1 protein-coding gene is annotated in these 26,948 nt (G+C 73.1%); it reads right to left on the reverse strand.

Annotated features, from left to right (window positions below):
- Positions 1-14: 14 nt before the first annotated feature.
- Positions 15-26,834: a non-ribosomal peptide synthase/polyketide synthase gene (locus ACFO6S_RS12810; protein ID WP_378417480.1), complete on the reverse strand. Its 26,820-nt coding sequence runs from the start codon at positions 26,832-26,834 to the stop codon at positions 15-17.
- Positions 26,835-26,948: the final 114 nt, after the last annotated feature.

Consider the following 26,948-nt stretch of genomic DNA (forward strand, 5'->3'; position numbering starts at 1 on the left):
GCGACCGCGACCATTCAGGTTCGCCGACCGAGTCGTGCGGCAAGCACGGGACCGATCACGGCCAACGACGACGGCTCGATCATCTCGTTGTGCCCGCAGTCGACGGGGCACTCGTCGATGGCGCCGGTGACCAGCGGCAGCCACTCCTGCGCCGAGCGGTCGGTGCCACCCTCCTGCCCCCGCTGCGCCGGGAACACCAGGATGTCGCCGTCGAACACACCCGGCACGAAGCGGTGCACCAGCAGTCGTGAGTGCGCGTATCCGTCGTTGATCCGCTCGAGGTGTGCCGCGGTGATCCCCTCGCTGCCGAGGAACTCGCCCAGCATGCGCGCCGCCGAGTCGTAGGTCAGGTCCCGATGTCCGTCGGGGACTCCGACGTCCAGCCCGAGACCGCGCAGCAGTTCCGCGAGCTCGAGCCTGCCGAGCATCGGGTCCGCGCCGTCGTCCGGGTAACTGTCCATGACCGCCAGGGTCGAGACGGACTCACCCCGGCGCTGCAACTCGACGGCCATCGCGTGCGCGAGGACGCCACCGAGGGACCAGCCGAGCAGGTCGTACGGTCCCTCGGGGGCGATCGCGCGAATCTCGTCGACGTACCGCCGCGCGAGCCCCCCGATCGATTCGTATCCCGGCCCGCCGGTGATCGCGGGCAACTGCAGGCCGAACACGGGGCGTTCGGCCGGTACGTACCGGACCAGTCCGGCGTACCCCCAGGACAACCCGATTCCGGGATGAACGCAGAACAGTGGTCGTCCGGTTCCGGTGCCGCGCAGCGGGATCACGACCCGGAGGGCGTCCTCGACACCGACGGCGGCCGTCGCGCCGATCCGGTCGGCAATCCCGGCCGGCGTCGGAGCCAGGAAGATCGTCTGCAACGGGACCTGCCGCCCGAGTCGCTCGCGGAGGTCGGTCACCACGCGGGTCGCGAGCAGCGAGTTGCCGCCGCGGTCGAAGAAGCTGTCGTCGGCGCCGATCCGCTCCACCCCCAGCACCGCGGCGAATGCCGATGCGACCGCGGACTCGACCGGACCGGCGGGTTCCCGGAACGCGGCCGCGGCGGACGCGAACTCCGGCGTCGGGAGTGCGTCGCGGTCCAGCTTGCCCGTCGGGGTGAACGGGACCCGGTCGAGCACCGTCACCGACGCCGGAACCAGGTGGCCCGGAAGTCGCTGCGCCACCCCGCGTCGGAGCTCGTCCGGCTCCAGGTGCGCCTTCCCGCTCGCGCGCACGTACGAGCACAGCAGCGTCTCGCCCGCCGGCCCGGTACGCGCGATCGTCACCGCGAACCCGACGCCCGCCTGCGCCGCCAGCGCCGCGTCGGTCTCGGCAGGTTCGATGCGGAAGCCGCGAACCTTGACCTGGAGGTCGCTGCGGCCGACGTACTCGAGCGTGCCGTCGGCCCGGCGACGGACCAGGTCGCCGGTGCGGTAGATCCTGTCACCGGGCGAACCGAACGGATCCGCGACGAAGCGGGCCGCCGTCAACGTCGGACGACGGTGGTAGCCGCGGGCGAGGGCCGGCCCCGCGACGTACAGCTCCCCCACCACGCCACCCGGCACCGGGTGCAGCCGCTCGTCGAGCACCAGCTCGGACACGCCGCGGATCGGCCCGCCGAATGTAATCGGCTCACCCGGGGTCATCGGATCGCTGATGTTCGCCATGATCGTGGTCTCGGTGGGGCCGTACGCGTTGAGCATGGTCCGGTCCGGCGCCCAGCGGGCGACCAGTTCCGGGGGGCACGGTTCACCGGCGACGACGAGGGTGCGGAGCGAGTCGAGCCCGTCGGGATCCACCGAGGCCAGCGCGGTCGGGGTGAGGAATCCGTGGGTGACCCTGCCGGCTTCCATGGCCGCGGCCAGCTCGGTGCCCCCGTAGACGTCCGGCGGGACGACCACCATGGTCGCGCCCGCACACAGCGCCATCACGATCTCGAACACCGACGCGTCGAAGCTCGGGGACGCGAAGTGCAGGGTGCGGGCGTCGGGAGTGACGTCCAGGCTGGTGCGCTCCTCGGCGGCGAGGTCCGCCAGGCCCCGGTGGGTGAGCACGACGCCCTTCGGGGTGCCGGTCGAGCCGGACGTGTAGATCAGGTACGCGGGGTTCTCGGCCCTCAGGGGGACGATCCGCTCGGCGTCGACGACCTCCGCGTCCGACATGACCGCGACCACCGCGGTGGTGTCGGCATCGTCGAGCACCACCCAGTCGACGTCGTCCGGCAGTGGACTCCTCGACTCGGCGACGGTCACCCCCAGCACCGCGCCGGAGTCGCCGAGCATGTACTCGATCCGCTCGGCCGGGTAGCCGGGATCGACCGGCAGGAACGCCGCCCCGGTCTTCGCGACCGCCCACACCGCGAGCACCGACTCGAGCGACCGCGACAACCCGAGCGCGACGCAACGCTCCGGCCCGGCTCCGCGGCCGATCAGCACCCGAGCCAGCCGGTTCGACCGCCGATCCAGCTCGCCGTACGTCAGCTCACGGCCGTCGCAGACAACCGCGACCGCATCCCGATCCCGCCCGGCGCGGGCCAACAGCCCCGGCAGCAGCACTTCCGGGGCGTCGGGGCCGCCGTGCGCCGCCGTGAGGTCGCGCTGTTCGTCGTCGCTCAGGATCCCCAGGTCACCGACCGCGCGGTGCGGATCGGCGAGCGCGGATTCGAGGACCCGGAGGAACCGTTCGGCGAGCCCGCGCACCGTGTCGGCGTCGAACAGGTCCGCGGCGTACTCGATGCTCCCGGCGATGCCGGCCGGCGCGCCCGAACCGTCGAACTGCTCGGCCAGCACGAACTCGAGGTCCTCCTTCACCGCACCGGACGGCGGGGTGAGGCCTTCGACGGTCAGGCCCGGCAGGTCGAGGCGGGCCCGCGTGTCGTTCTGGAACTCCAACGTCACCTGGAAGATCGGCGAGTACGCGGTCGATCTCGGCGGGTCCAGCGCCTCGACGACTCGCTCGAACGGAAGGTCGGCGTGCCCGAACGCGCCGAGGTCCACCTCCCGCACTGCGGCGACCAAATCGGCGAACGACTGAGCGGCGTCGACCCGGGTGCGCAGCGCGAGCGTGCCGACGAGCATGCCCACCAGGTCGTCGAGAGCCGATTCCCCGCGGCCCGCGACGGGGGTGCCGACCACGATGTCGTCGGTCTCGCCGAGACGGCTCAACAACACGGCAAGCGCGGAATGCACCGTCATGAACACGCTCGTCCCGTGACGCCGGGCGAACTCCTCGAGCCTGCGGTGCAACCGCGGTTCGATCGCGAAGCCCGTTCGGCCGCCACGGAACGACTGCTGGGACGGACGGGGTCGATCGGTCGGCAGCCCCAGCAGGTCCGGCGCCCCCGCGAGCGTCGACGTCCAGTAGTCGAGTTGCCGTGCGGCCACCGACCCGGGGTCGTCGTCGTCACCGAGCAGTCGGCGCTGCCACAGTGTGTAGTCGGCGTACTGCACCGCGAGCGGCGACCACTCGGGGGCGCGGCCCGCCGCCCTCGCCGCGTACGCGCGCACCAGGTCCCGGGACAACGGCCCCGTCGAGAACCCGTCGACCACGATGTGGTGTGCCACCAGCACCAGGACGTGCTCGTCGGCACCGAGTGCGAACAGCGCGCCGCGCACGGGCACGTCGGCGGAGACGTCGAACCCGGCGGACACCTCGGCGTGGATCCGCCGGGCCAGCTCGTGCTCGTCGGCGACCGGTACCGGCCGAATGGCGGGCGCGGCCGCGACCGCGGCCCGAATCCGCTGCACCGGGCCGTCGTGACCGACCGGGAAGGCGGTGCGCAGCGACTCGTGCCGGTCGACGACGTCGGTCAGCGCCGCGTCGAGAGCCGGGGCGTCGAGGGCACCGGACAGGCGCACCACGAGCGGGACGTTGTACGCGGGCGAGTCCGGGTCGAACTGGTTGATGAACCACATCCGCTGCTGCGCCGGCGACAGCGGGATCTCGTCCGGGCGTTCGGTCGGCTCGAGGACGGGGCGCCCGGACGCGTCCGCCGCCAGGTGCTCGATGCGCTCGGCGAGTGCCGCCGCCGTCCGAGCCGCGAAGAGCGCGCGGACCCCCAGATCGATGCCGAGGGTCTCCCGGAGCCTGGCGACGACGCGCGTCGCGGACAACGAGTTGCCGCCGAGTTCGAAGAAGTCGTCGCCGGTCCCCACCCGGTCCACCTCGAGCACCGTCGCGAACACCTCGGTCACCGCCTCCTCCACCGGGTTGGTCGGCGCCCTGAACACCGCCGCGGCGTGACCGAACTCGGGATCGGGCAGCGCGCGACGATCGAGTTTGCCGGTGGGGCTCAGCGGGATGTCGCCCAGCACCACGATCGACGTCGGCACCATGAAGTCGGGGACTCGCGCGGCCAACCACGCCCGGAGGTCGTCGACGGCGACGTCCCGGCCGTCGGCCGCCGCCACGTAGGACACCAGCACGGTGTCACCGCCCGGCCCTGGGCGCCCGAGTGTGGCAGCGAACCGCACGTCGGGATGCGCCGCGAGCACGGCATCGATCTCGCCGAGCTCGATGCGGAAGCCTCGGACCTTCACCTGGAAGTCGCTGCGCCCGCGGTACTCGAGCTTCCCGTCCGGGGTCCACACCCCGACGTCCCCGGTGCGGTACATCCGCCCACCGGTGCCGAACGGGTCCGCAACGAAGCGTCCGGCGGTCGTACCGGCCCGCCGGTGGTAGCCGCGAGCCAGACCGGGGCCGGCGATGTAGACCTCGCCCTCGACGCCCGCCGGCACCGGCTGAAGCCGCGCGTCCAGGACCGTCTCGGCGACGCCGCGGATCGGCCCGCCCAGCGGAATCGGCGCGACTCCCGGCACGCAGTCCTCGATGTTCACCACGATCGTGGTCTCCGTCGGCCCGTACACGTTGACGATGCGTCGCCGCGGCATCCAGTCCGCGATCAGTTCCGGCGGCCACGCCTCCCCGCCGACCATCACGCACTGCAGATCGTCGAGCCCGGCCGGGTCGATCGAGGCGAGGGCAGCCGGCGTGATGAAGGCGTGGGTGACGCGCTGCTTCTTCAGGACCGCCGCCAGATCCGCGCCGCCGTAGACGGTGCGGGGCGCGATCACCATGGTCGCGCCCGCCGCGAAGCACAGCAGGTACTCGAGCAGCGAGACGTCGAAGCTGGGCGACGAGAAGTGCAGCGTTCGGGAGTCCGCGGTCACCGCGCACCGATCCCGCTGCTCGTCGGCGTAGTTCCCCAGGCCCCGGTGGGTCAGGGTGACGGCCTTGGGCACTCCGGTGGAGCCGGAGGTGTAGATCAGGTAGGCGGGATTGTCGACCCGCAGCGGCGCCGTGCGCTCGCTGTCGGCCACCGGCGCGGATGATCGCGAGGCGCAATCCGCGGCGAATCCCGGGTCGTCGAGGGTCAGCCACGGCACGGTGTCGGGCAGCCGGTGCCGGTGCGCCGCGACGGTGAGCCCGACGAGGGCACCGGAGTCGGCGAGCATGTGCGCCACCCGTTCGGCGGGATAGTCCGGGTCCACCGGGACGAATGCGGCCCCGGTGCGGGCCACCGCCCACATCGCGAGAACCGATTCGACAGACCGTGGAATACCGAGCGCCACGTAGGTTTCCGGCCCCGCACCTCGGTCGATGAGCGCCCGCGCGATTCGGTTGGACCGAGTGTCGAGGTCCGCATACGTGAGCTCGCGCCCGCCGGCGGCCAGCGCGACCGCCTCCGGGTTGCGGGCGACCGCGGCCGCGAGGATCTCCGGGAGGGTGCGGGCGGCGGCGACCGGGGCTCCCCGAACCGGCGCCAGCACCCGGCGTTCGTCCGCGGTCAGCAGGTCCAGTCCGGCCAGGCGCCGCCCCGGATCGTCGCCGATCGCGCGCAGCACGTGCAGCAGTCTGCGGGCGGCGGCGTCGACCGTGGTCTCGCCGAGGAGGTCGGGGCGGAACTTCATCGTCAGGCGCAGGCGGTCGGTCGGGGACGCGACCACACTCAGCGGGTAGTGGGCGGAGTCGCGGACCTCGATGCCGGTCACCCGCATCCCCGCGATGTCGGCGTCCGCGGACAGCTCTCCGGGCACGGGATAGGACTCGAACACGGTGAGCGTGTCGAATCCGGCACCTGGTCCCGCCGCGCGCTGGATGTCGGTGAGCCCGACGTGGTGATGGTCGAGCAGGGACGACTGCTCCGCCTGCACCCGGTCGAGCAACGCGCCCAGCGTCTCCGCGGGATCGAGCCGGATCCGGACCGGCACGGTGTTGATGAACAGCCCGACCATCGATTCGATGCCGGGCACGTGCGGGGGCCGCCCGGACACCGTGCTGCCGAACACGACGTCGTCGCGGCCGGTGAGGAGTCCGAGGACGATCGCCCACCCGACCTCGACGACGGTGTTGAGCGTCAGATCGCGCTCCCGCGCGAGGTCCCGCAGCCGCTCGGTCGTCTCGACGTCCAACTCGTAGGGCAGGTCCCGCGACGGGGTGGACTGCGCGGCCGTGGCGGATCCGGCGCGGACCAGCAGGGTCGGCTCGTTCTGACCGTCGAGGGCATCGGTCCACCCCCGCAACGCCGCCGACCGGTCCTGGACGGCGAGCCATTCGAGATAGTCACGGTGCGGGTGCACCCGCGGCAGCGCCGAGGGGTCGCCGTCGGTCGCGTAGAGGACGACGATCTCCTCGAGCAGCAGCGGCGTCGACCAGCCGTCGAGCAGGATGTGGTGGTTGGTCAGGACCAGCTGACAGGTGCCACCGGGCAGGCGCACCAGACGAATTCGCAGCAGGGGCGGCGACGCCATGACGAACGGGGCGGCGCGGTCCTCGACCAGGATCTCGGCGAACCGCTCCGACGCCGCCGACTCGGTGGACGCGCGCAGGTCCGTCTCCGCCCAGGGCGCGGCCACGCCGACCTGGACGATCGCCACCGCCTCCCCGTCCGGAGCGCGCACGAATCCCGTGCGCAGGTTCGCGTGCCGGTCCAGCACACCCTGGAACGCACGCCGCAGGCGCGGGGAGTCGACGACGCCGCCGAGGGTGAGGATCAGCTGCACCAGGTACGCGTCCACCGAGGTGCCGGCCAGTTCCGCGTGGAAGAACAGGCCGCGTTGCATCGGCGTCAGCGGCCACACGTCGGACAGCGACGGGAACCGGTCCTCGAACCGCTCGACCGCGGACTGGTCCAGATGCACCAGGTCCAGGTCCGACGGCGTCCGACCGCCCGCACCCGGCGCGCCCGCCTGCGCAACCACCGCGCGCGCCGCGACGGTCCACCCCTGCGCCAGCCGTTCCACGTCCGCGGTATCGAGCACCCGGCGCGGGAACGCCCACGTCGCCCTGATCCGCGGGCCGTCCGGACCGGGCACCGTCACCGCGTTGACGTCGATCGCGAACGCCACCGGCATCCCGGCCGCGACGGCGTCGTGCAGACCGGACTCCGTGACGGGCAGCCAACTTCCGTCCCCCCGCGAAACGGAGCCGCCGTCGAGCCGACCGAGGTAGTTGAAGCTGATCTCGGGCTCGGGCAACCCGGTCAGCTCGGGCCGGATCTCGTCGCCCAGGTACCGGAGCAGTCCGTAGCCGATCCCGTGGTCGGGCACGGCGCGCAACTGCTCCTTGACCGACTTCACCGCCGCACCCGCGGCGGCGCCACCGCCGCGGGCCTGGTCGATGTCGATGCCGGACAGATCCAGCCGTACCGGGTAGATCGAGGTGAACCACCCCACCGTGCGGGACAGGTCGGCGCCCGGCACCACCTGGGGCTCGCGGCCGTGTCCCTCGAACGCCACCACGACATCGTCGGTGTCGACGCCGCGGTCGCGCCGCCAGTGCGCGAGAGCGAGTGCCAGCGCGGCGAGGAGTCCGTCCTCGACGACGCCGTGGAACACCCGCGGCACCGTGGTCGTCAGTCCCAGGGTCACGTCGGCAGGCAGCTCCACCTCGACGCGCTCGAGGGTGCCGGCGGTGTCGACCGACGGATCGAGTTCTCCCGCAGCGCGTCCCACCGATGCTCGGGAGACCGTCGACAGCCACAGGTCCAGCTCGCCGGTGCGGTCCCGTGCCGCTCGCACGAGCCCGTCCGCCCACGTCCGCATCGAGGTTCCGATCGCCGGTAGGTCCGGCTCCGCGCCGTCCGCGACCTGCGCGCAGGCGAGCGCGAGGTCGGGGATCAGGATTCGCCACGAGACCCCGTCCACCACGAGGTGGTGGGCGACGACGAGCAGCCGGTCCGCGTCGACACCGACGAAGTGCACCAGCTCGATCATGGTCCCGGACTCCGGGTCCAGCAGATCCGCGGCGGCTTCCACCGCGTCTCGGGCGACCGCGACGAAGCCCGCGCCGGCGACGGTCTCCACTGGGATCCGCCGCACGGCCGCGTCGGCGGGCACCGCGCCCGGCGGACGCACCTCGAGCCGCCATCCGGACTCCGAGCGGGCGTCCGGGCGCAGCCGGGACCGCAGCATGTCGTGCCGGTCCAGGACCGCGCCCAGCGCGCGCGTCAGGGTGCCGCCGTCGATTCCGGCGGGCACCTCGAGCAGGACCGACTGCGAGTAGCGGCGGAAGTCGCCGCCACGCTCGACCATCCAGCGCATGATCGGGGTGAGGGGAACGTTGCCGACGCCGCCGCCCGGCAGTTCCGGCAGCTCGACGACGTCGTCGGGATCGGTGCGGTCGGCGACCCCGGCGAGGCCCGCGACGGTACGGCGCTCGAACACGTCGCGCGGGGTGAACGTCACCCCCGCTGCCTTCGCCCGGGACACCAGTTGGATGGACATGATCGAGTCACCGCCGAGTCCGAAGAACGAGTCGTCGGCACCGACCGTCTCGACGCCGAGGATCTCCGCGAACAGCTTCGCCAGCACGCGTTCGGTGCCGGCGCGAGGTGCCGTCCCGCCGACGCTCTCGGGTCGCGGTTCGGGGAGTGCGGCGCGGTCGAGCTTGCCGTGCACGGTGATCGGGAACTCCGCGAGGACGGTCGTCACGGACGGCACCATGTGTCCGGGCAGCCGACGGCCGACGGCCTCGGTGACCGCAACCGGGTCGAGGTCGGCGCCGGACTCCGGGACCACGTAGGCGACCAGCCGCGCGCCGCCGCCGACCCGTCCGGGTTGCGCGAGCACGACCGCGGACGCGACACCCGGAACCGCGGACAGCGCCGACTCGACCTCCCCGGGCTCCACGCGGAAACCCCGGATCTGGACCTGGGAGTCGCTGCGCCCCAGGAACTCGAGCTCGTCGTGCGGGGTCCACCGGGCGCGATCGCCGGTGCGGTACATCCGGTGGGACGCCGCGAACGGGTCGGCGACGAAACGTCCGGCGGTAAGTCCGGGTCGCCCCCGGTAGCCCCGCGCCACCTGCGGGCCCGACACGTACAGCTCGCCCGCAACCCCGAGCGGTGCGGGACGCAGTCGATCGTCGAGCACCCACACCCGCACCCCGGGAAGTCCGCCGCCGATCACCGACCCGGTGGGACGCGGCCCGGTGACCGTCGCGACGTCGAGCACCCGCCACGTCACGTGCACGCAGGTCTCGGTGATGCCGAACATGTTCACCAGAGCCGGTGCGGCGCACCCGTGCCGGTCGACCCAGGGGGCGAGGCGGGCGACGTCCAGCGCCTCGCCGCCGAACACCACCCAGCGGAGCGCGAGGGCGCCCTCGTCGGCCGCGGCATCGGCCCGCGCGAACTGGTAGAACGACGAGGGCGTCTGGCTCAGCATCGTCACCGACTCGGCCACCAGCAGGCGTCGCAACTCGTCCGGGGACCGTGCGGTGTCGTGCTCGACGACGACCAGCCGGCCACCGAACCCCAAGGCCCCCCACAGTTCCCACACCGCGAAGTCGAACGCGAACGAGTGGAACATCGTCCACACGTCGGCCGCGCCGAAGCCGAGCACGGCACGGGCTCCGGTCAGCAGCGTCACCGCGTTCCGATGGGTCACCTCGACGCCCTTGGGCCTCCCGGTCGAACCCGACGTGTAGATCACGTAGGCGACGGAATCCGCGTGCAGGGGCCCGGTGCGGTGGGCATCGGTCACCGGCGCGCCGCTCAGGGAGTCCAGCTGTGCGCGCATGTCCGGGTCGTCGAGACGCACCACGGGTGCACGGGCAACCTGGTCCACCGGCACGCCCGCGTCGACCAGCACACAGGCCGGTGCCGCGTCGTCGAACAGGAACTCGATGCGCGCCGCCGGATACGACGGGTCCACCGGCAGGTACGCCGCACCCGACCGCGCGACCCCGACCAGCGTGGCGACCAGGTCCGCCGACCGGCCCATCATCACCGCGACCACCGACTCCGGACCGATGCCGCGGTCGATCAGCCAGCGCGCCAGCCGGTTCGAATGCTCGTCGAGCTCGCGGTACGTCACCCGCACGCCCGCGGCGACCACGGCGACCGTGTCCGGGCCGGCGGCGGCCGCCGCGGCGAACAGGTCCGGCAGTGTCCCGTACGCCGGCACCGCCGGCAGCGTCCCGTCCGCCGACGCGCGTCCGCCGGCGAGTTCCGCCGCCACCTCGCGCGCGAACTCCCCCGCGATGTCGATGTCCCCGACCCGGACGGAGGGCTCCGCCGCGACCGCCGCGAGCACCCGGCCGAACATGTCCGCGAGCGCCCTCGCGGTGGATTCGTCGAACACGTCGGATGCGAACAGCAGCTCGCCCGTCAGGCCCGCCGGCGCGCCGGATTCGTCGAATCGCTCGCCGATCCCGAACTGGAGGTCGAACTTCGCCTCGCCCATGGCGACGTCGAGCACCTCGACGGTCAGGCCCGGCAGGTCGACGCGGGGCCGGTCGACGTTGCGGAACTCGAGCATCACCTGGAACAGCGGGGCGTATGACGTCGACCGCGCCGAGGCCGCCCTCTCGACGAGCCGCTCGAACGGCACGTCGGCGTGTGCGAAGGCGTCCACGTCCGCCTCGCGCGTGTCGGAGAGCACCGCGTCGAACGGGGCCGCCGGATCGACCGCGGTGCGCAGCACCAGGGTGTTGACGAACATGCCGACCACGTCGTCGAGTTCGGCCTCGCCGCGCCCGGCGACCGGGGTTCCGACCACGACGTCGCGTCCGGCCCCCACTCGGGACAGCAGCACCGCGAGCGCCGCGTGCACCACCATGAACAGCGTCGAATCGTGCCTGCGGGCGAGTTCGGCGAGCCCGCGGTGGACACCGGCTTCCGCAGAGAGCCCGACCCGTCCGCCGCGCGTCGAGCGCCGGGGCTCGCGCGGACGGTCCAGGGGCAACCCCGTCACCGGCGGCGCGCCCGCGAGTCGCTCGTCCCACCAGGCGATCGCGCCGGAGACGCGCGGGCCCGCGTCGTGCCGCGAACCCAGCGTCGCGCGCTGCCACACGGCGAAGTCCGCGTACTGGACCGGCAGCGGTCCCCAGGTCGGTGCGGCGCCGCCGACCCGGGCCGCGTACGCCGTCGCGACGTCACGGGCCAGGGGTCCGATGGAGAAGCCATCGGCCACGATGTGGTGGACCACCAGCACGAGGACGTGCTCGTCCGGAGCGGTCCGCAGCAGGCGTACCCGCACCGGGACCTCGCGTGCCACGTCGAATCCCTCGTGCACGATCTCGCCGACGCGGGCGGTCACCCGGTCCGCGGTGACCGGTTCCGGCGTCAGGTCCCCGACCACGCCGGGCGCGGGCACCGTCACCTGGGACGGTCCGGCGGCCGACGACACGAACACCGTCCGCAGCGATTCCTGCCGCTCCACCACGTCGACCAGTGCCAGCCGCAGGGCCGGCCCGTCGAGGATCCCCGAGAGCCGCAACACCATCGGCACGTTGTACGCCGCCGACGCCGGGTCGAACTGGTTGACGAACCACATGCGTTCCTGTGCCAGCGACAACGGGATGCGGTCGGGCCGGACGCCTGTGCGCAGCCCGTCCTCGGGCAGTGCGGTGGTGGCCGTGCACCGCGGCGCGAGCGCGGCCGCGGTGCCGCACTCGAACAGGTCGCGCAGCCCGATCCCGCTGCCCAGCCTGCGGTTGATCCGGGCCACCGCCCGCGTCGCGCTGAGGGAGTTGCCACCCAGCGCGAAGAAGTTGTCGTCGACCCCCACCGTGTCGATGCCGGTCACCTCCGCGAACACGGCGACCAGTCCCGCCTCGGTGGAGTTGCCCGGTTCCCGGAATCGCGGTGCCGCCGAGGCGAGTTCCGGTTCGGGCAGAGCGGCGCGGTCCAGCTTGCCCACCGGGGTGAGCGGGACCGCGTCGAGCGTCACCACCGCCGTCGGCACCATGTGCGCCGGCAGGTGCCCGCCCGCGAAGTCCGTGAGGGCCGCGACGTCGACGCCGGCCGCGGAGTTCGGGACGACATAGGTGACCAGCATCGGGTCGCCGGCCTCGCGTGCCCGCGCGGCCGTGACGGCGAACCCGACCGCCGGGTGAGCGGCGAACACCGCGTCGATCTCACCGAGCTCAACTCGCAGACCCCGCACCTTGACCTGGAAGTCGCTGCGGCCCAGGTAGTCGAGCGTCCCGTCCGGCCGGCTCCGGACGACGTCACCGGTGCGGTACATCCGGCTGCCGGGCACGCCGAACGGGTCCGGGACGAACCGCGCGGCGGTCAACCCGGCCCGCCGGTGGTAACCACGGGCCAGTCCCGCTCCCGCGATGTACAACTCGCCGGGCACGCCGGCCGGGACCGGCCTCAGGAAGCCGTCGAGGATGAGCAGGTCGGTGCCGCGCACCGGCCCCCCGATCGGCACCCGCGCCCCGGGCACCAGCGGCGTGCTGATCGTCGTCAGGACCGTCGACTCGGTCGGCCCGTATCCGTTGAGCATCGTCCGACCGGGCGCCCAGTCGGCCACCAGTTCCGGACCGACGGCGTCGCCCGCGACGACCAGCACGTCGAGGTCGTCGAGGCGCTCGGGCCCGACAGTGGCCAGTGCGGCAGGTGTGATGCAGGCGTGGGTGATTCGCTGACGGCGCAGCAGTCCGGCGAGATCGTCCCCGCCGTACACCCGCGGCGGCGCGATCACCAGCGTCGCGCCGGCGGACGCGGCCTGCAGCAGCTCGAGGACCGAGACGTCGAAGCTCGGCGAACACACGTGCAGGCAGCGCGCCGTGGTCGGAATCACGTAGTGGTCGCCTTGGGCGGCGAGCAGGGACGACAGCCCGCGATGGGTGACGCTCACGCCCTTCGGTGTGCCCGTGGATCCCGACGTGTAGATCAGGTACGCCGCGTCGTCGACGCGCACCGCCCTCGCCCGCTCCTCGTCGTGGACGGCATCCGCCGGCCGTGCGGCGAGGTCCGCCGCGCAGTCCGGGTCGTCGAGCACCAGCCATGCCGTGGAGTCCGGCATCCGCCCGCGATCGGCGGCGAGCACCAGTCCCACCGCGGCATCGGAGTCGGTGAGCATGTGCTGGACGCGGGCGGGCGGGTAGGTCGGGTCCACCGGGACGAACGCCGCACCGGTCTTCGCCACCGCCCACACCGCCGTCACCGACCGCGCCGACCGCGGCAGCGCGATCGCCACCACCGCGCCCGGTCCCGCGCCCGCACCGATCAACTGCCGCGCCAGTCGATTCGACTCCGCGTCGAGGCCCCGGTACGACAGCCGCGTGTCCTCCGAGTCCACCGCGACGGCGTCGGGATCGATCCCGGCCCCGGCTACGAGGATCTCCGGCAGCGGGCGCGGCGGACTCGCCGCACCCCCGCGGATCGGCGCGGCCGCGGCCCACTCGTCCGCGGACAGCAGGTCAACCCGGGCGACGGGGCCTGCACTTTCGTGCGTCACGGTCGCGAGCGCCCGCCGCAGCCGGTCGGCGATCGACTCCACCTCGGCCGGGTCGAGCAGGTCCGGCCGGTACTTCAGGACCAGCCGCAGGCACTCGTCCACGCTCGCCAGCACGGTCAGCGGATAGTGCGTGGCGTCGAAGCCCTCGACACCCGCCACCCGCAGGCCGGCGACGTCGGTCTCGCTCGCCAGCGCCGCGCGGTCGACGGGATAGGACTCGAAGACCGTCAGGGTGTCGAACACCGCCGCCGGACCCGCCTCCCGTTGGATGTCGGCGAGCCCGACGTGATGGTGGTCGAGCATCGCCGCCTGCTCCGCCTGCACGCGGCTCAGCAGCTCACCGACGGTTTCGCGGGGATCGAACTCGATCCGCACCGGCACGGTGTTGATGAACAGCCCGACCATCGACTCGATCCCGGGCACCTGTGGCGGACGGCCCGACACCGTCGCACCGAACACCACGTCGGTGCGTCCGGTCAGGGCGGCGAGCACCAGCGCCCAGGCGACCTGGACGGCGGTGTTGACCGTCACGCCTCGCTCCCGGGCGGCCGCCGCCAGCGCCGCGGTCTCCTCGGCGGGCAGAGTCAGCGTCACCGCCCCTGGTTCGGCCGGGACCGCGGCACCGTCCGCCCGCGGCACCAGCAGCGTCGGCCCGTCGGCGCCGGCGAGGGCCCGCCGCCAGGCCTCGACGCCGGACGCGTGGTCCTGCGCGGTCAGCCACGCCAGGTAGTCCCGGTAGTCGCCCGCCGGCGGCGGCTCCCGGTCCGCGGCGTACAGGGTGAGCAGCTCCTCGAGCAGCAGCGGCGTCGACCAGCCGTCCAGCAGGATGTGGTGGTGGGTGAGCAACAGCCGATACTCCTGCGGTCCCGTCCGGATCAGGGTGAAGCGCAGCAGCGGTGCACGGTCCATCGAGAACGGCGTCGCCCGATCCGCCGCCAGCAGTTCCCGCCAGCGTTCCCGACCCGTTGCCCCGTCGAGTCCGGGCAGGTCGATCTCGCTCCAGGGCACCGGAATCCGGCCCTCGACGACCTGGTACGTCTCGCCCGCGCCGTCCTGCACGAAGCACGCCCGCAGGTTCGGGTGACGGTCGAGCAGGGTCCGCGCGGCCCGGCGCATCCGCTCCCGCACGGGTCGGCCGTGCAGCTCGACGACGAGCTGGACCAGGTACGCGTCCACCGACCGCTCCGCGAGGCGGGCGTGGAACAGCAGCCCGGACTGCAACGGGGTCAGCGGCCACACGTCGGTCAGCCCTGGTCGCCGCGCCTCAAGCGCGTCGATCGCCGCCTGGTCGAGCGGGACGAGGTCGGCGTCGGACGGGGTGAGGCCGCCCGCGCCGGGGCTGTCGGCGTAGGCGGCGAGCGCGCCGAGCGCGCGGTGCCACAGGTCGGCGAGCCGGCGCACCTCGTCGGCATCGAGGACCCCGGTCGGGAACGTCCAGGACGACTGCAGGACGGCGCCTCCCGGCCGCGGCACGAACCCGGCCGCGATGTCGACGACGGCCGTCGCCGGCATCCGTGGGTCGGCGGCGCCGCCGAGCCCGTGCCGCCCGGTGGGCAGCCACGCCTGTGGATCGTCGCCGGAGCCCGCCGTGATCCGCCCCAGGTAGTTGAGGACGATCTGGGGCTCGCGCCACCCGCGCACCCGGTCCCCAGGCTCCCCGGCCATTCCCGCCCCGGGTTTCCCGGCCAGTTCGCGGAGCAGTCCGTACCCGATCCCCCGGTCCGGGATCGCCCGCAGCGCCTCCTTCACGAGCTTGACCGCCGCACCCGCCGCCGCGCCGCCGGTGAACGCGGCGGCGATGTCGATCGACGACAGGTCGGGGCGCACCGGCGACAGCGTGGTGAACCAGCCGACCGTGCGCGTCAGGTCCGCACCGGGCACCGCCGTCTCCTCCCGCCCGTGTCCCTCGACGCCGAGCAGGACGTCGGACCTCGGGGCCCCCCGCTCGCCGCGCCAGCGGACCACCGCCATCGCGAGGGCCGTGAGCAGCCCGTCCAGCACGGCGGTGCGGAGCGACTCCGGCAGCGCGGTGAGCACGGCGGCGGTGACCTCGGGCGGCGCCTCCCAGGTCAGCACCTCGCTCGTGGCCGCGACGTCGCGCGCGGGATCCAGCGGCCGCGACCCCATCGCCGGGTCCGGTCCGTCGAGGATCCGCTCCCACATCGGCAGTTCCGGGACCCGCTGCGGGGCAAGTTCCTCCAGCGCGATCGCCCACCGGCGCATCGACGTGCCCACCGGCGGCAACGCGGGCACCCGCCCCGCCGACGCCTGCGCCCACGCCGACGCCAGGTCCGCCACCAGCACTCGCCACGACACGCCGTCGACGACGGCGTGGTGGACGACCAGCAGCAGCCGGCCGACGCCGGACGGTCCGTCGAACCACACGAGTTGCACCATCGTGCCCGCGGCCGGATCCAGGCGGTCGGCCGCGGCATCGGCGGCAGCCGCAGCGCGGACGTCGAAGGCGGCGTCGTCCACCGAATCCACCTCGTCACGCGTCAGCACGGCCCGGGCGGTGACACTGCCGGTGCCGGAAACCGTCATCCTCCAGCCACTGGCGCCGTCGGGTGCGAGCCGGGCCCGGAGCATGTCGTGCGTGTCCAGGACGGCCTGCACCGTCACCTCGAGCACGGCCCGGTCGGCTCCGTCGGGCAGCGCCAGCAACACCGACTGGGAGAACCGGTCGATCCGTCCGGCGCTGCGGCCGAGCATCCACGCGAGGATCGGGGTGAGAGGCACCTCCCCGACACCACCGCCGGGCAGTTCCTCGAGCGTCGACGGCGCCGCGGCGGTGTTCGAGTCGGCCACCGCGGCGAGCCCGGCGACGGTGGGGTGATCGAACACGTCGCGTGGGGTGAGTGACAGCCCCGCCGCCTTCGCGCGCGCCACCAACTGGATCGACATGATGCTGTCGCCGCCCAGGGCGAAGAACGAGTCCTCCGTCCCGACGGTGCCGAGCCCGAGAACCTCCGTGAACAGTCGGCCCAGGGTCTCCTCGGCCGCGCCGGACGGCGCCCGGCCCACCGACACCTCCGCCCCGCGGTCGGGCGTCGGCAGGGCCGCCCGATCGAGCTTGCCGTGCACGGTCATCGGCAGCTCGGGGAGCACCACGAGGTGTGCGGGAACCATGTACCCGGGCAGCCTCGCCGCCAGCGCCTCGCGCAGGCGCGCCGTGTCCACCTCCGCCCCCGCGGCGGCCACCACGTACCCGACCAGGCGATCTCCCCCACGCCCGACCGCGCGCACGTCGGCCACCGCCTGAGCGACGGATCCGTCTGCCGTCAAGCACGATTCGACCTCGCCGAGCTCGATCCGGTTGCCGCGCACCTTGACCTGACGGTCGGCGCGACCCAGGCAGACCAGCCGACCGCCGACGGTCCAGCGCACGAGGTCTCCCGTGCGGTACATCCGTTCGCCTGGATCCCCGCCGGGTTCGGCGACGAACCGGCCGGCCGTCAGCCCCGAACGCCGGTGGTAGCCGCGGGCCAACGCCGGGCCCGCGAGGTACAGCTCGCCGGGCACCCCGACCGGTACCGGCGCCAGCCTGCGGTCGAGTACTCGCACCCGGAACCCCGGCCCCGGGCCACCTATCGTGACGGGCTCGCCCGGGCACAGCGGGTCGCTGACACTCGCCGCGACGGTCGCCTCCGTCGGACCGTACGCGTTGTACATCTGCCGGCCCGGGGCCCAGCGGGCCACCACCTCGGGCGGGCACGCCTCACCGCCCGACAGCACGCACACGAGGGAATCGAGTCCGGCCGGATCCGTCGCCGCGAGCGCCGTCGGCGTGAGCATGCAGTGGGTCACCCGCTCGGCGGCGAGCAGATCCCTCAGCTCGCCGCCGCCGTACACGGTGGGCGGCGCGATCACCATGGTCGCCCCAGCGCCGAACGCGAGGAGGAACTCGAGGATCGATGCGTCGAAACTGGGTGACGCGCAGTGCAGTGTCCGGGAGCCGGGCATCGTCCGGCACCGCCGCTGCAGGTGGTCGGCGAACGCGGCGAGCCCGCGGTGAGTGACCGTCACGCCCTTCGGGGTTCCCGTCGAGCCGGACGTGTAGATCAGGTAGGCCGCGTGGTCGAGCCGCAGCGGGGCCGTCCGCTCGGTGTCGCGGATCGGTGCGGCGGCGGTGGATTCGCCGATCAGGCGGCCGGCGTCGAGCGCCCACCAGCGCGGTCCGTCGGGCAGGGCGTCCCGGGACCGCGCGAGCGTCAGTCCGAGGACCGCACCCGAGTCGTCGAGCAGGAAGGCGATCCGCTCCGCCGGGTGCGCCGGGTCGACCGGGACGAAGCCGGCACCGGTCTTCGCGACGGCCCACAGGCCGATCACGAACTCGACGCTGCGCGGCATGGCCAGCGCGACCACCGATCCCGGTCCGACGCCCGTGCCGATCAGGCTGCGGGCGAGCCCGGTCGACGCGCGGTCCAGGTCGCGGTAGGAGATCTCCTGGCCGTCGAATCGGATCGCAGGCGCGTGCGGATCGATCGCCGCGCCCGCCGCGAGCACCTCGGCCAACGTGCGCGGCGCCGCGCCCGGCGGGCCCTCCACCGCGGTGAGCCCGGTGCGCTCGGCACCGTCGAGAATGTCGATGTCCGCAACCGGCAGGTCCGGGGACTCGGCCGCCGCCTGCAGGATTCGTACGAACCTGTCGGCGAGGGTACGCGCGGTGGCCTCGTCGAACATGTCGGTCGCGAACACCAGGCCGGCGGCCAGGCCCGCTGCGCCGCCCGCGTCGTCGAACTCCTCCGCCACGGTGAGCTGCAGGTCGAAGTTCGCGGCCACCTCGCCGGAGTCGAGTGCCTCCACCCGCAGACCCGGCAGCGCGAGGTCCGGCCGAGCGATGCTCCGGAACTCGAGCATCACCTGGAACAACGGCGTGTGCGCGCGCGAGCGGGGCGGATCCAGCGCCTCCACGATCCGTTCGAACGGGATGTCCGCGTGCGTGAACGCACCCAGGTCGGTCTCCCGGACCCGGTGCAGCAGCTCACCGAACGAGCACGCGCCGCCGACATCGCAGCGCAGGACCAGGGTGCCGACGAACATCCCCACCAGGTCGTCGAGGGCGGCCGCGCCGCGGCCGGCGATCGGGGTGCCGATCGCGATGTCGTCGCTGCCTGCGAGCCGGGACAGCAGAGCGGCCAGCGCGGCGTGCACCACCATGAACACGCTCGCGTCGTGGCGGTGGGCGAGCGCGACGAGGCGTCGGTGCAGCCGCCCGTCGACCGCGAACTCGACGCGCCCACCGGACTGTGAACGGTCCGCCGGCCTGGGCCTGTCGCTCGGCAGGTCCAGCACCTCGGGCAGGCCGGCCAGCGTGGTGGTCCAGTAGTCGAGCTGACGGGCGAGCGGGGACGACGCGTCGTCCTCGCTTCCGAGCCAGTCACGCTGCCACAGTGTGTAGTCCGCGTACTGCGCGGGCAGCGGCGGCCACTGCGGTGCGCCGCCGCCGAGGCGCGCCGCGTACGCCGCGGCTACGTCCCGCGCCAACAGGGTGAGCGAGAAGCCGTCCGCGAGAATGTGGTGCAACACCACGGTGAGCACATGGTTCGTCTCGTCGACCCGAAAGAGGCTTGCCGACAACGGGACCTGCGCCGCAACATCGAAGCCGCGGGCCACCGTCGCCCGCACCCGGGAGCGCAGGTCGTCGCCGTCGCGCACCCGGGAGACCTCGAGTCCGGGGCCCGCGAGCTCGACCGGCAGGATCCGCTGGCAGGGCCCGTCGCCGGTGAGGGGGTAGACCGTGCGCAAGGATTCGTGCCGGGCGACGACGTCGCCGAGCGCGGCCCGCAGCGCCGGGGCGTCGAGGTCGCCCGACAACCGAAGCGAGAACGAGATGTTGTAGGCCGGGGACTGCGGGTCGTACTGGTTGACGAACCACATCCGCCGCTGCGCCGGCGACAACGGGATCCGGTCGGGCCGGGCACCCGGGTTCAGCGGTGGCCGGTGCACCCCGCTGCCCTCGCCACCGGCCCGCAGGGCGAGCTCGGCGACGGTCGGGCCGTCGAACACGTCCCGGATGCCGAGCGCGGCGCCGGTCGCGTCGTTGATCCGGGCGACCAGTTGCGCCGACACCAGCGAGTTGCCGCCGAGCGCGAAGAATCCGTCGCCCGCGCCGACCCGGTCGACGCCGAGCAGATCGGTGATCACGCCCGCGACGATCTCCTCGACCGGGTTCCGCGGCGCGACGTAGGAGTCCGCGGCGGCACCGGGTGCAGGCAGGCCGGCGCGATCGAGCTTGCCGTGGGCGGTGACCGGCAGACGGTCCAGGGTCACCACCGTCGACGGCACCATGTAGCCCGGAAGCGATCGGGCGACGGACGCCCTCACCTCGTCCGGGTCCAGGGCCGCACCGCCGTCGGGCACCACGTACCCCACCAACCGGATCCCGAGGGGGCCCTCGTCCGCCACCACGACCGCGGACGCCACCCCCGACGCGGCCGCGAGCGCCGACTCCACCTCCCCCAGCTCCACCCGGTAGCCGCGCACCTGCACCTGGTGGTCCGAGCGGCCCGCGTACTCGAAGGTGCCGTCCGTCCGCCACCGGCCCTGGTCGCCGGTGCGGTACATCCGTGCGCCGGACCCGGACGGGTCGGCGACGAACCGCGCGGCGGTCTCCGCCGCGCGACGCGGATAGCCGCGCGCCAGCTGCCCGCCCGAGACGTACAGCTCGCCCACCACACCGGGCGGGACGACGTGCAGTCGCTCGTCGAGCACCCGCACCCGCAGCCCCGGCAACGGACGGCCGATCGACCCCCGGCCACGGGCCGCCGACGCCCGGGTCAGCGGGGCGTGGGTCACGTGCACGCACGTCTCGGTGATCCCGTACATGTTCACCAACTGCGGTGCCGAATCCCCTCGGCGCGCGAACCACGCGGTGAGCCGCGCCGGATCCAGCGCCTCCCCGCCGAAGATCACGTACCGCAGCCGCAGCAGGGCGGCGTCCACGTCGTCGGCGCGGGCCCGCTCGGCGGCGGCGAGCTGGTAGAAGGCGCTCGGGGTCTGACACAGGACCGTGACCGCCTCGTCCTGCAGCAGCCGGAGGAGCTCGCGTGGCGACCGAGCCGTGGTGTGGCCGACCAGCACCACGGTGCCTCCGTGGATCAGCGCTCCCCACAACTCCCACACCGCGAAATCGAAGGCGTACGAATGGAACATCGTCCACACGTCGTCGCCGTCGAATCGGAACAACTCCTGCGCGTGGGCGAACAGCGTGGTCACGCTGCGGTGCGACACCGCAACCGCCTTGGGCCGTCCGGTCGATCCGGACGTGTAGATCAGGTAGGCGAGCGAATCCGGGTGCAGCGGCGCGGTCCGGTCAGCGTCGGTCACCGCCGCCGACGACAGCTCGTCGATCGCGGCCGTGACCCGGGGATCGCCGAGGTCGACGACCGGAATGTCGTTGCGCCGCAGAACAGAACCGCTTGCGGCGCCGTCGACCAGGACACACGTCGGAGACGCGTCCGCGAGCACGTAGGCGATACGGTCCGCCGGATAGTCCACGTCCACCGGGACGTAGGCGGCGCCAGCCGTGAGGACCGCAAGCAGCGCGACCGGAAGGTCGACCGAACGCGTCATCGCGATCGCCACCAGGGACGACGGCCCCACGCCCCGGCCGATCAGCAGACGGGCCAGCCTGTTCGCGCGGTCGACCAGGTCCGAGTAGCTGACGCGAGTGGTCCCGGAGACGACCGCGCACGCGTCCGGTCTCCGTGCCGCGGCTGTCGTGACCAGCTCCGGCAGTGTGCTCGCCGGTACCGCGGCAGCGGGCGGCTCCCGCGCGACGAGCGCCCGCTCCTGCTCACCGGTGATCTCGATGTCGCCCACCACCGCGGTCGGATCGGCGGTCACCGCGGCGAGGATCCGCACCAGCCGGAGGCCGATCGCGGCGACCGTGGCCGGGTCGAACAGGTCGGTCGCGAACCGCAGGACCGCCGACAGGCCGGCGGCACCCCCCGATTCGTCGAACCGTTCCCGCACACCCAGCTGGAGGTCGAACTTGGCGACACCCGGATCCACCTCGACCGCCTCGGCGGACAGTCCCGGCATCGCCACCGCCGTGGGCTCGCCGTGCGCAAACTCGAGCACCACCTGTACCAGCGGCGCATGCGTGGGAGACCGGTCCGAGGCAAACTCGTCGACCAGCCGCTCGAACGGCAGCTCGGCGTGCGCGAACGCTCCCAGGTCGACATCGCGTACCTGCGCGAGCAGGTCGGCAAAGGTGACCTCGGGCCGGACGTGGCTCCGCAGGACGAGTGTGTTGACGAACATGCCGACCAGCTCGTCCAATTCGGGTTCACCGCGACCGGCGACCGGCGTCCCCAGTGCGACGTCGGGCCCCGCGCCGAGCCGGGCGAGCAGCACCGCGAGCGCGGCGTGCAGGACCATGAACAGCGTGCAGTCGTGCTCTCTCGCGATCCGGACGAGATCACGGTGGATCCGGGCCTCGACATCGAACTCGACCCGGTCGCCGTCCGCAGTCGCACGCGCCGGCCGCGGGCGGTCGTGCGGCAGCGAGATCGTCGCTGGAAGATCGGCCAGCCGGTCGCCCCAGTAGGCCAGTTGCCGGGCCGCGAGCGACTGTGGATCGCCCTCCGCGCCGAGCAGTTCGCGCTGCCACAGGCCGTAGTCGGCGTACTGCACCGGCAGTGGATCCCAGTCGGGCGCGCGTCCGGCCGCCCGCGCCGCGTATGCCACCGCCACGTCGCGGGCCAGTACCTCGACGGACCGCCCGTCCGCCGCGATGTGGTGCAGCACCACGGCCAGGACGTGGCATCGCGGCGCGGTGCGGAACAGGGCGACTCGCAGCGGAACCTGTTCGCGGAGGTCGAATCCCTCGGCGGCCGTCGCCGCGACCGACTCCGCCAGCCGTGCCGGGTCCGCCGCGACCGGTGTCAGGTCCACGGCCGCGCCTGAGTCCGGCCGGATCACCTGGTACGGCCCCCGCGCGTCCGCGGGAAACACCGTCCGCAGGGTCTCGTGCCGCTCGATCACGTCGCGCAGCGCCGCCTGCAGCGCAGCCCGGTCGAGTTCGCCCGTCAACGTGACCGCGAAGGGGACGTTGTATGCCGGCGACGCGACGTCCAACTGGTTCACCAGCCACATCCGCTGCTGCGCCGGGGACAGCGGGAGCCGGTCCGGGCGCTCCCGGCCGACCAGCGCGGGCCGGTCCCGTCTCGGCCCACCGGTGCCCGCCCCCTCGAGGAGCCGGTCGACGTGGTGTGCCAGTCCCTCGACGGTCGGTTCCTCGAACAGGTCGCGCACGCTCAGCTGTACCGGCAGCGTCGCGTTCACCCGCCCGACCACCCTCGTGGCGACCAGCGAGTCGCCGCCGAGGTCGAAGAAGCTGTCGTCGGTGCCGACCCGCTCCTCCCCGAGCAGGTCCCCGAACACCCTCGCGACGGTGCCCTCCGTCGCGGTGCGCGGCGCCCGGTACTCGGCGGCGAATGCGCGCGAGCGGGGCGGCGGCAAGGCCTTTCGGTCCAGCTTGCCCGCGGGAGTCAGTGGCATCTGGTCGAGAGTGACGACGGCGGCAGGCACCATGTGCGCGGGCAGCGACTCCGCGGCGTGGGCGAGGAGTTGGGCCTCGTCGATCTCGACGCCGGCCGCGGGCACCACGTATCCAACCAGCACGACGTCGCCCGAGGGCCGGGTGTGCCCCACGGTCGCCGCGGACGCGACGCCCGGATGCGCCCGGAGCACGCCGTCGATCTCGCCGAGTTCGACCCGGAAGCCGCGGATCTTGACCTGGAAGTCGCTGCGGCCGAGGTACTCGAGCTCGGGTGCGGCCTCCGCCGACGTCACGTCGCTCGTTCGAGCCTGCCACCGCACCAGGTCGCCGGTCCGGTACATCCGCTCACCGGTGTCGCTGAACGGGTCCGCCACGAAGCGGTTCGCGGTCTGCCCCGGCCGGTGCCGGTAGCCGCGGGCCAGCCCGTCGCCCGTCAGGTACAGCTCCCCCACCACGCCCACCGGCACCGGCTGGAGCCGCCGGTCCAGGACCATCTCCCCGCACCCGCGGGACGGTCCGCCGACGGTGACGGCGGCGCCGGGCCGCAACGCGGTGCTGATGCCGGCGACGACGGTGGCCTCGGTCGGACCGTACGCGTTGAACATCCTGCGCCCGGCACCGCGGGAACTCGGGGATACCGATGCGGCCCACTGCCGGACCAGCGCGGGCGGGCACACGTCACCGCCGGTGACCACGCACTCGAGACGGTCGAAGCCGGTGGGATCGACCGACGCCAGCGCCGCGGGGGTGACGAACGCGTGGGTGACCCGCTCGCGGCGCAGCAGGTCCGCCAACTCCTCGCCGCCGTACACGCTCGGCGGTGCCACGACCATCGTCGCGCCGGAGCCCGCCGCCATCAGCAGTTCGAGCACGGACGCGTCGAAGCTGGGCGACGAGAAGTGCAGGGTGCGAGAGTCCGCGGTGATCGCGAACCGTTCGCGTTCCTCCGCGGCGAGGTTTGCCAGCCCGCGGTGGGTGACCACCACCCCCTTGGGCAGGCCCGTCGACCCGGACGTGTAGATCAGGTAGGCGGCGTCGTCGAGATGGACCGGACGGGCCGCGCCGGAGGCCGTGCGGACCGGCGCGGAGATCGGGTCGTCCAGGACCAACCACGTGGCGGTCTCGGGCAACTGGCTGCGATGCGCCCGGACGGTCAGGCCGATTTCGGCGCCGGAATCGGAGAGCATGTACTCGATCCGGTCCACCGGGTAGTTCGGGTCGACGGGCAGGAAGGCGGCCCCGGCGCGCGCCACCGCCCAGAGCGCGGTCACCGATTCGACCGAGCGAGCAATCGCGACGGCCACAACGGAATCCGGCCCGACACCGTGATCGAGCAGACGGGCGGTCACGGTGTCGGCGAGCTCGTCGAGTTCACGGTAGGAGAGCCTGCGCCCGTCGGCGACGACCGCCTCGTGGTCCGGATCGAGGGCGACCGCATCGGCGAGGATCTGCGCGAGGGTCCGCGGGGCGACGTCGGCCGGGCCCGCCACCGGGGTCAGGCCCGCGGTCTCCGCGGCGGTCAGGATGGGCACGTCCCCCACCGGCCGGTCCGGATCCTCGGCGACACCGGCGAGCAGGCGCTCGAACCGGTCGATCAGCGTGGTGACGGTGTGCTCGTCGAGCGTCGCGCTGTCGTAGGTCAGTCGCGCGTCGATGCCGGCGGGCGTGCCCTGCGCGGTGAAGTGCTCGGTGAAGTCGACCGTGAGTTCGCTGTCCTCCGGAGCGATCGCGGCGGAGGGGGCGGTGTGGACGCCGACGCTCACCTGGGGCCGGGGTGCGCCCGACGCCTCGATGACCCGCTCGAGCGGGGTCTCCGGGTGCGCGAACGCGCGGCGCTCCCGCTCGTCGGTCTCGTGCACCAGGTCGGTGAACGCGGCGGACGGGTCGACCGGGGTGCGCAGGGCCACGGTGTTGCGGGTGCCGGGCGGGTCCCGGTTCATGTCGGGCGACCTGGCGGACCGGGACGGCACCGGAGCGGCGACGACGATGTCGTCGGCGTCGGCGTCGGCGTCGGCGAGCCTGCTCAGCACCGCGGCCAGTGCGGTGTGCAGCATGGTGAACGGCCCGACGTCGAGACTGCGAGCGAGCGCCGTGGTCGCGGTGTGCAGGTCCCGGTCGAGTACGCGCGCGACCGATCTCCGACCGGTCCGGCCGGTCGGCGCCGGGCCGGCGCGGGGCAGCACCGCCGATTCCGGCTGCCCGGCCAACTCCTGCGTCCAGAACGCCAGCTCGGCGGTCTCGTGCAGCATGCGCTCCCCGAGCTCGGCAGACTCGGCATGGAGGTCCGACAGCACCGCGGTCGGCTCGGCGGCGAGCAGGGCCTCGACGAGTTCGACGAAGCGCCGGTGGTGGGTGCGCAACTCCTCCTCTTCGTATCTGTTGGGGTTGCCGCGGAAGTCGACGAGTGTCCTGGCCGGCGAGCCGCTCTGGTAGATGTTGACCAGTAGGTCCCGCACCGGTCCGGAGGTCACGATGTGGTACTCGCCGACGATCGACCCGAGGGTGATCTCCTGGCGGAAGAGCATCACGTTGACCATCGGCCCCGACAGTCCCTGCTGCGCGCCGGTCAACCCGGCATCGCGCCGGATGTCCTCGAGACTGCACCGCTGGTGACGCAGCGCGCCCATCAGCTCCAGCTGCACCCGTCGCACGAGGCCGGCGACGGTGTCGTCGGGATCGACGGTGATTCGGAGCGGGGCGACGTTGACGAGCATGCCGCCGGAATGCTGCAGCGGCGCGGTGGTGCGCGCGGACACCGGCATGTTCACCAGGACGGCGCGGCTGCCCGTCATCCTCGACAGGTAGCAGGCGAACCCCGCGATCAGTACGGCCGCGGACGTGGCGCCGACCAGGGCGTCGGAGGAGTTCAGCCGATCGAGCGCCGAGTCGCTCAGCTCTGCGCTCGCCAGCCGGCTCCGGGCCGCCGCCGGGCCGTCCCGGTGCGCGAGCGTGGAACCGTCCTCGATCCCGCGCACGTGCTGGGCCCAGTACTCCCGGTCACCCTCGAACCGGCTCGACGAACGGTACTTCTGGTCCAGCTGGTAGAGCGTGCGCAGGTCGAGTGCCCGGTTCGGTTCCGGCTCAACTCCTTTGGATGCGGCGGTATAGAGGGCCGCGATCCGGTTCAGCATCGTCATGCCGCTGTAGCCGTCGAGCGCGACGTGGTGAATTCGCGTGTACCACAGATAGTCCCTGTCGCCGACCTGGAGGATGGTCATCTCCACCAGACGGTCCCGTGTCAGTTGGATCGGGGTGACGTAGTCGTGGTCGATCCACGTATGAGCCGCGCCGACCGGGTCCTTCTCCTGTCGGAAGTCGAACAACGCGATCGTGGTGTCGATCGAGTGGTCGACCGTCTGGCTCGGTTCCCCGCCGGTGTCCACCAGACGCAGGAACGGCGACCCGAACTCACGGGCCGCGGTCACTGCCGCCGAACGCAGCAGGTCGAGGTCCACGTCGCCGTGCAATTCCACGTACTGCGCAATGAAGATCGGCGCCGTCGGGCCGAGTTGCTGACCGAACCACACACTTCGCTGGACCGCAGACAACGGAAACGCGTCCGACGAGCCGTACGGTTCGGGTACGACTGCCAGCGGCTGCGCGGCGTCGCGGTGCGGATCAGGCGATGAGAAGTTCTTCATCCGGATCCTCACGCAGTGGGAATCACTTCATTATCGGCACAGGCTGCTCGTCCAGGGTATAGGGACGCGACGGTCGTCGCCTCAATTGGTCGACGCGAGGATTCGGCGGTTCGT

It is taken from the genome of Rhodococcus kronopolitis, from assembly GCF_042654025.1.
GTDB lineage: Bacteria > Actinomycetota > Actinomycetes > Mycobacteriales > Mycobacteriaceae > Rhodococcus_G > Rhodococcus_G kronopolitis.

Excerpts from the sequence above, each read along its gene's own strand:
- ACFO6S_RS12810 (WP_378417480.1), bottom strand. The coding sequence starts at position 26,834 with ATGAAGAACTTCTCATCGCCTGATCCGCACCGCGACGCCGCGCAGCCG.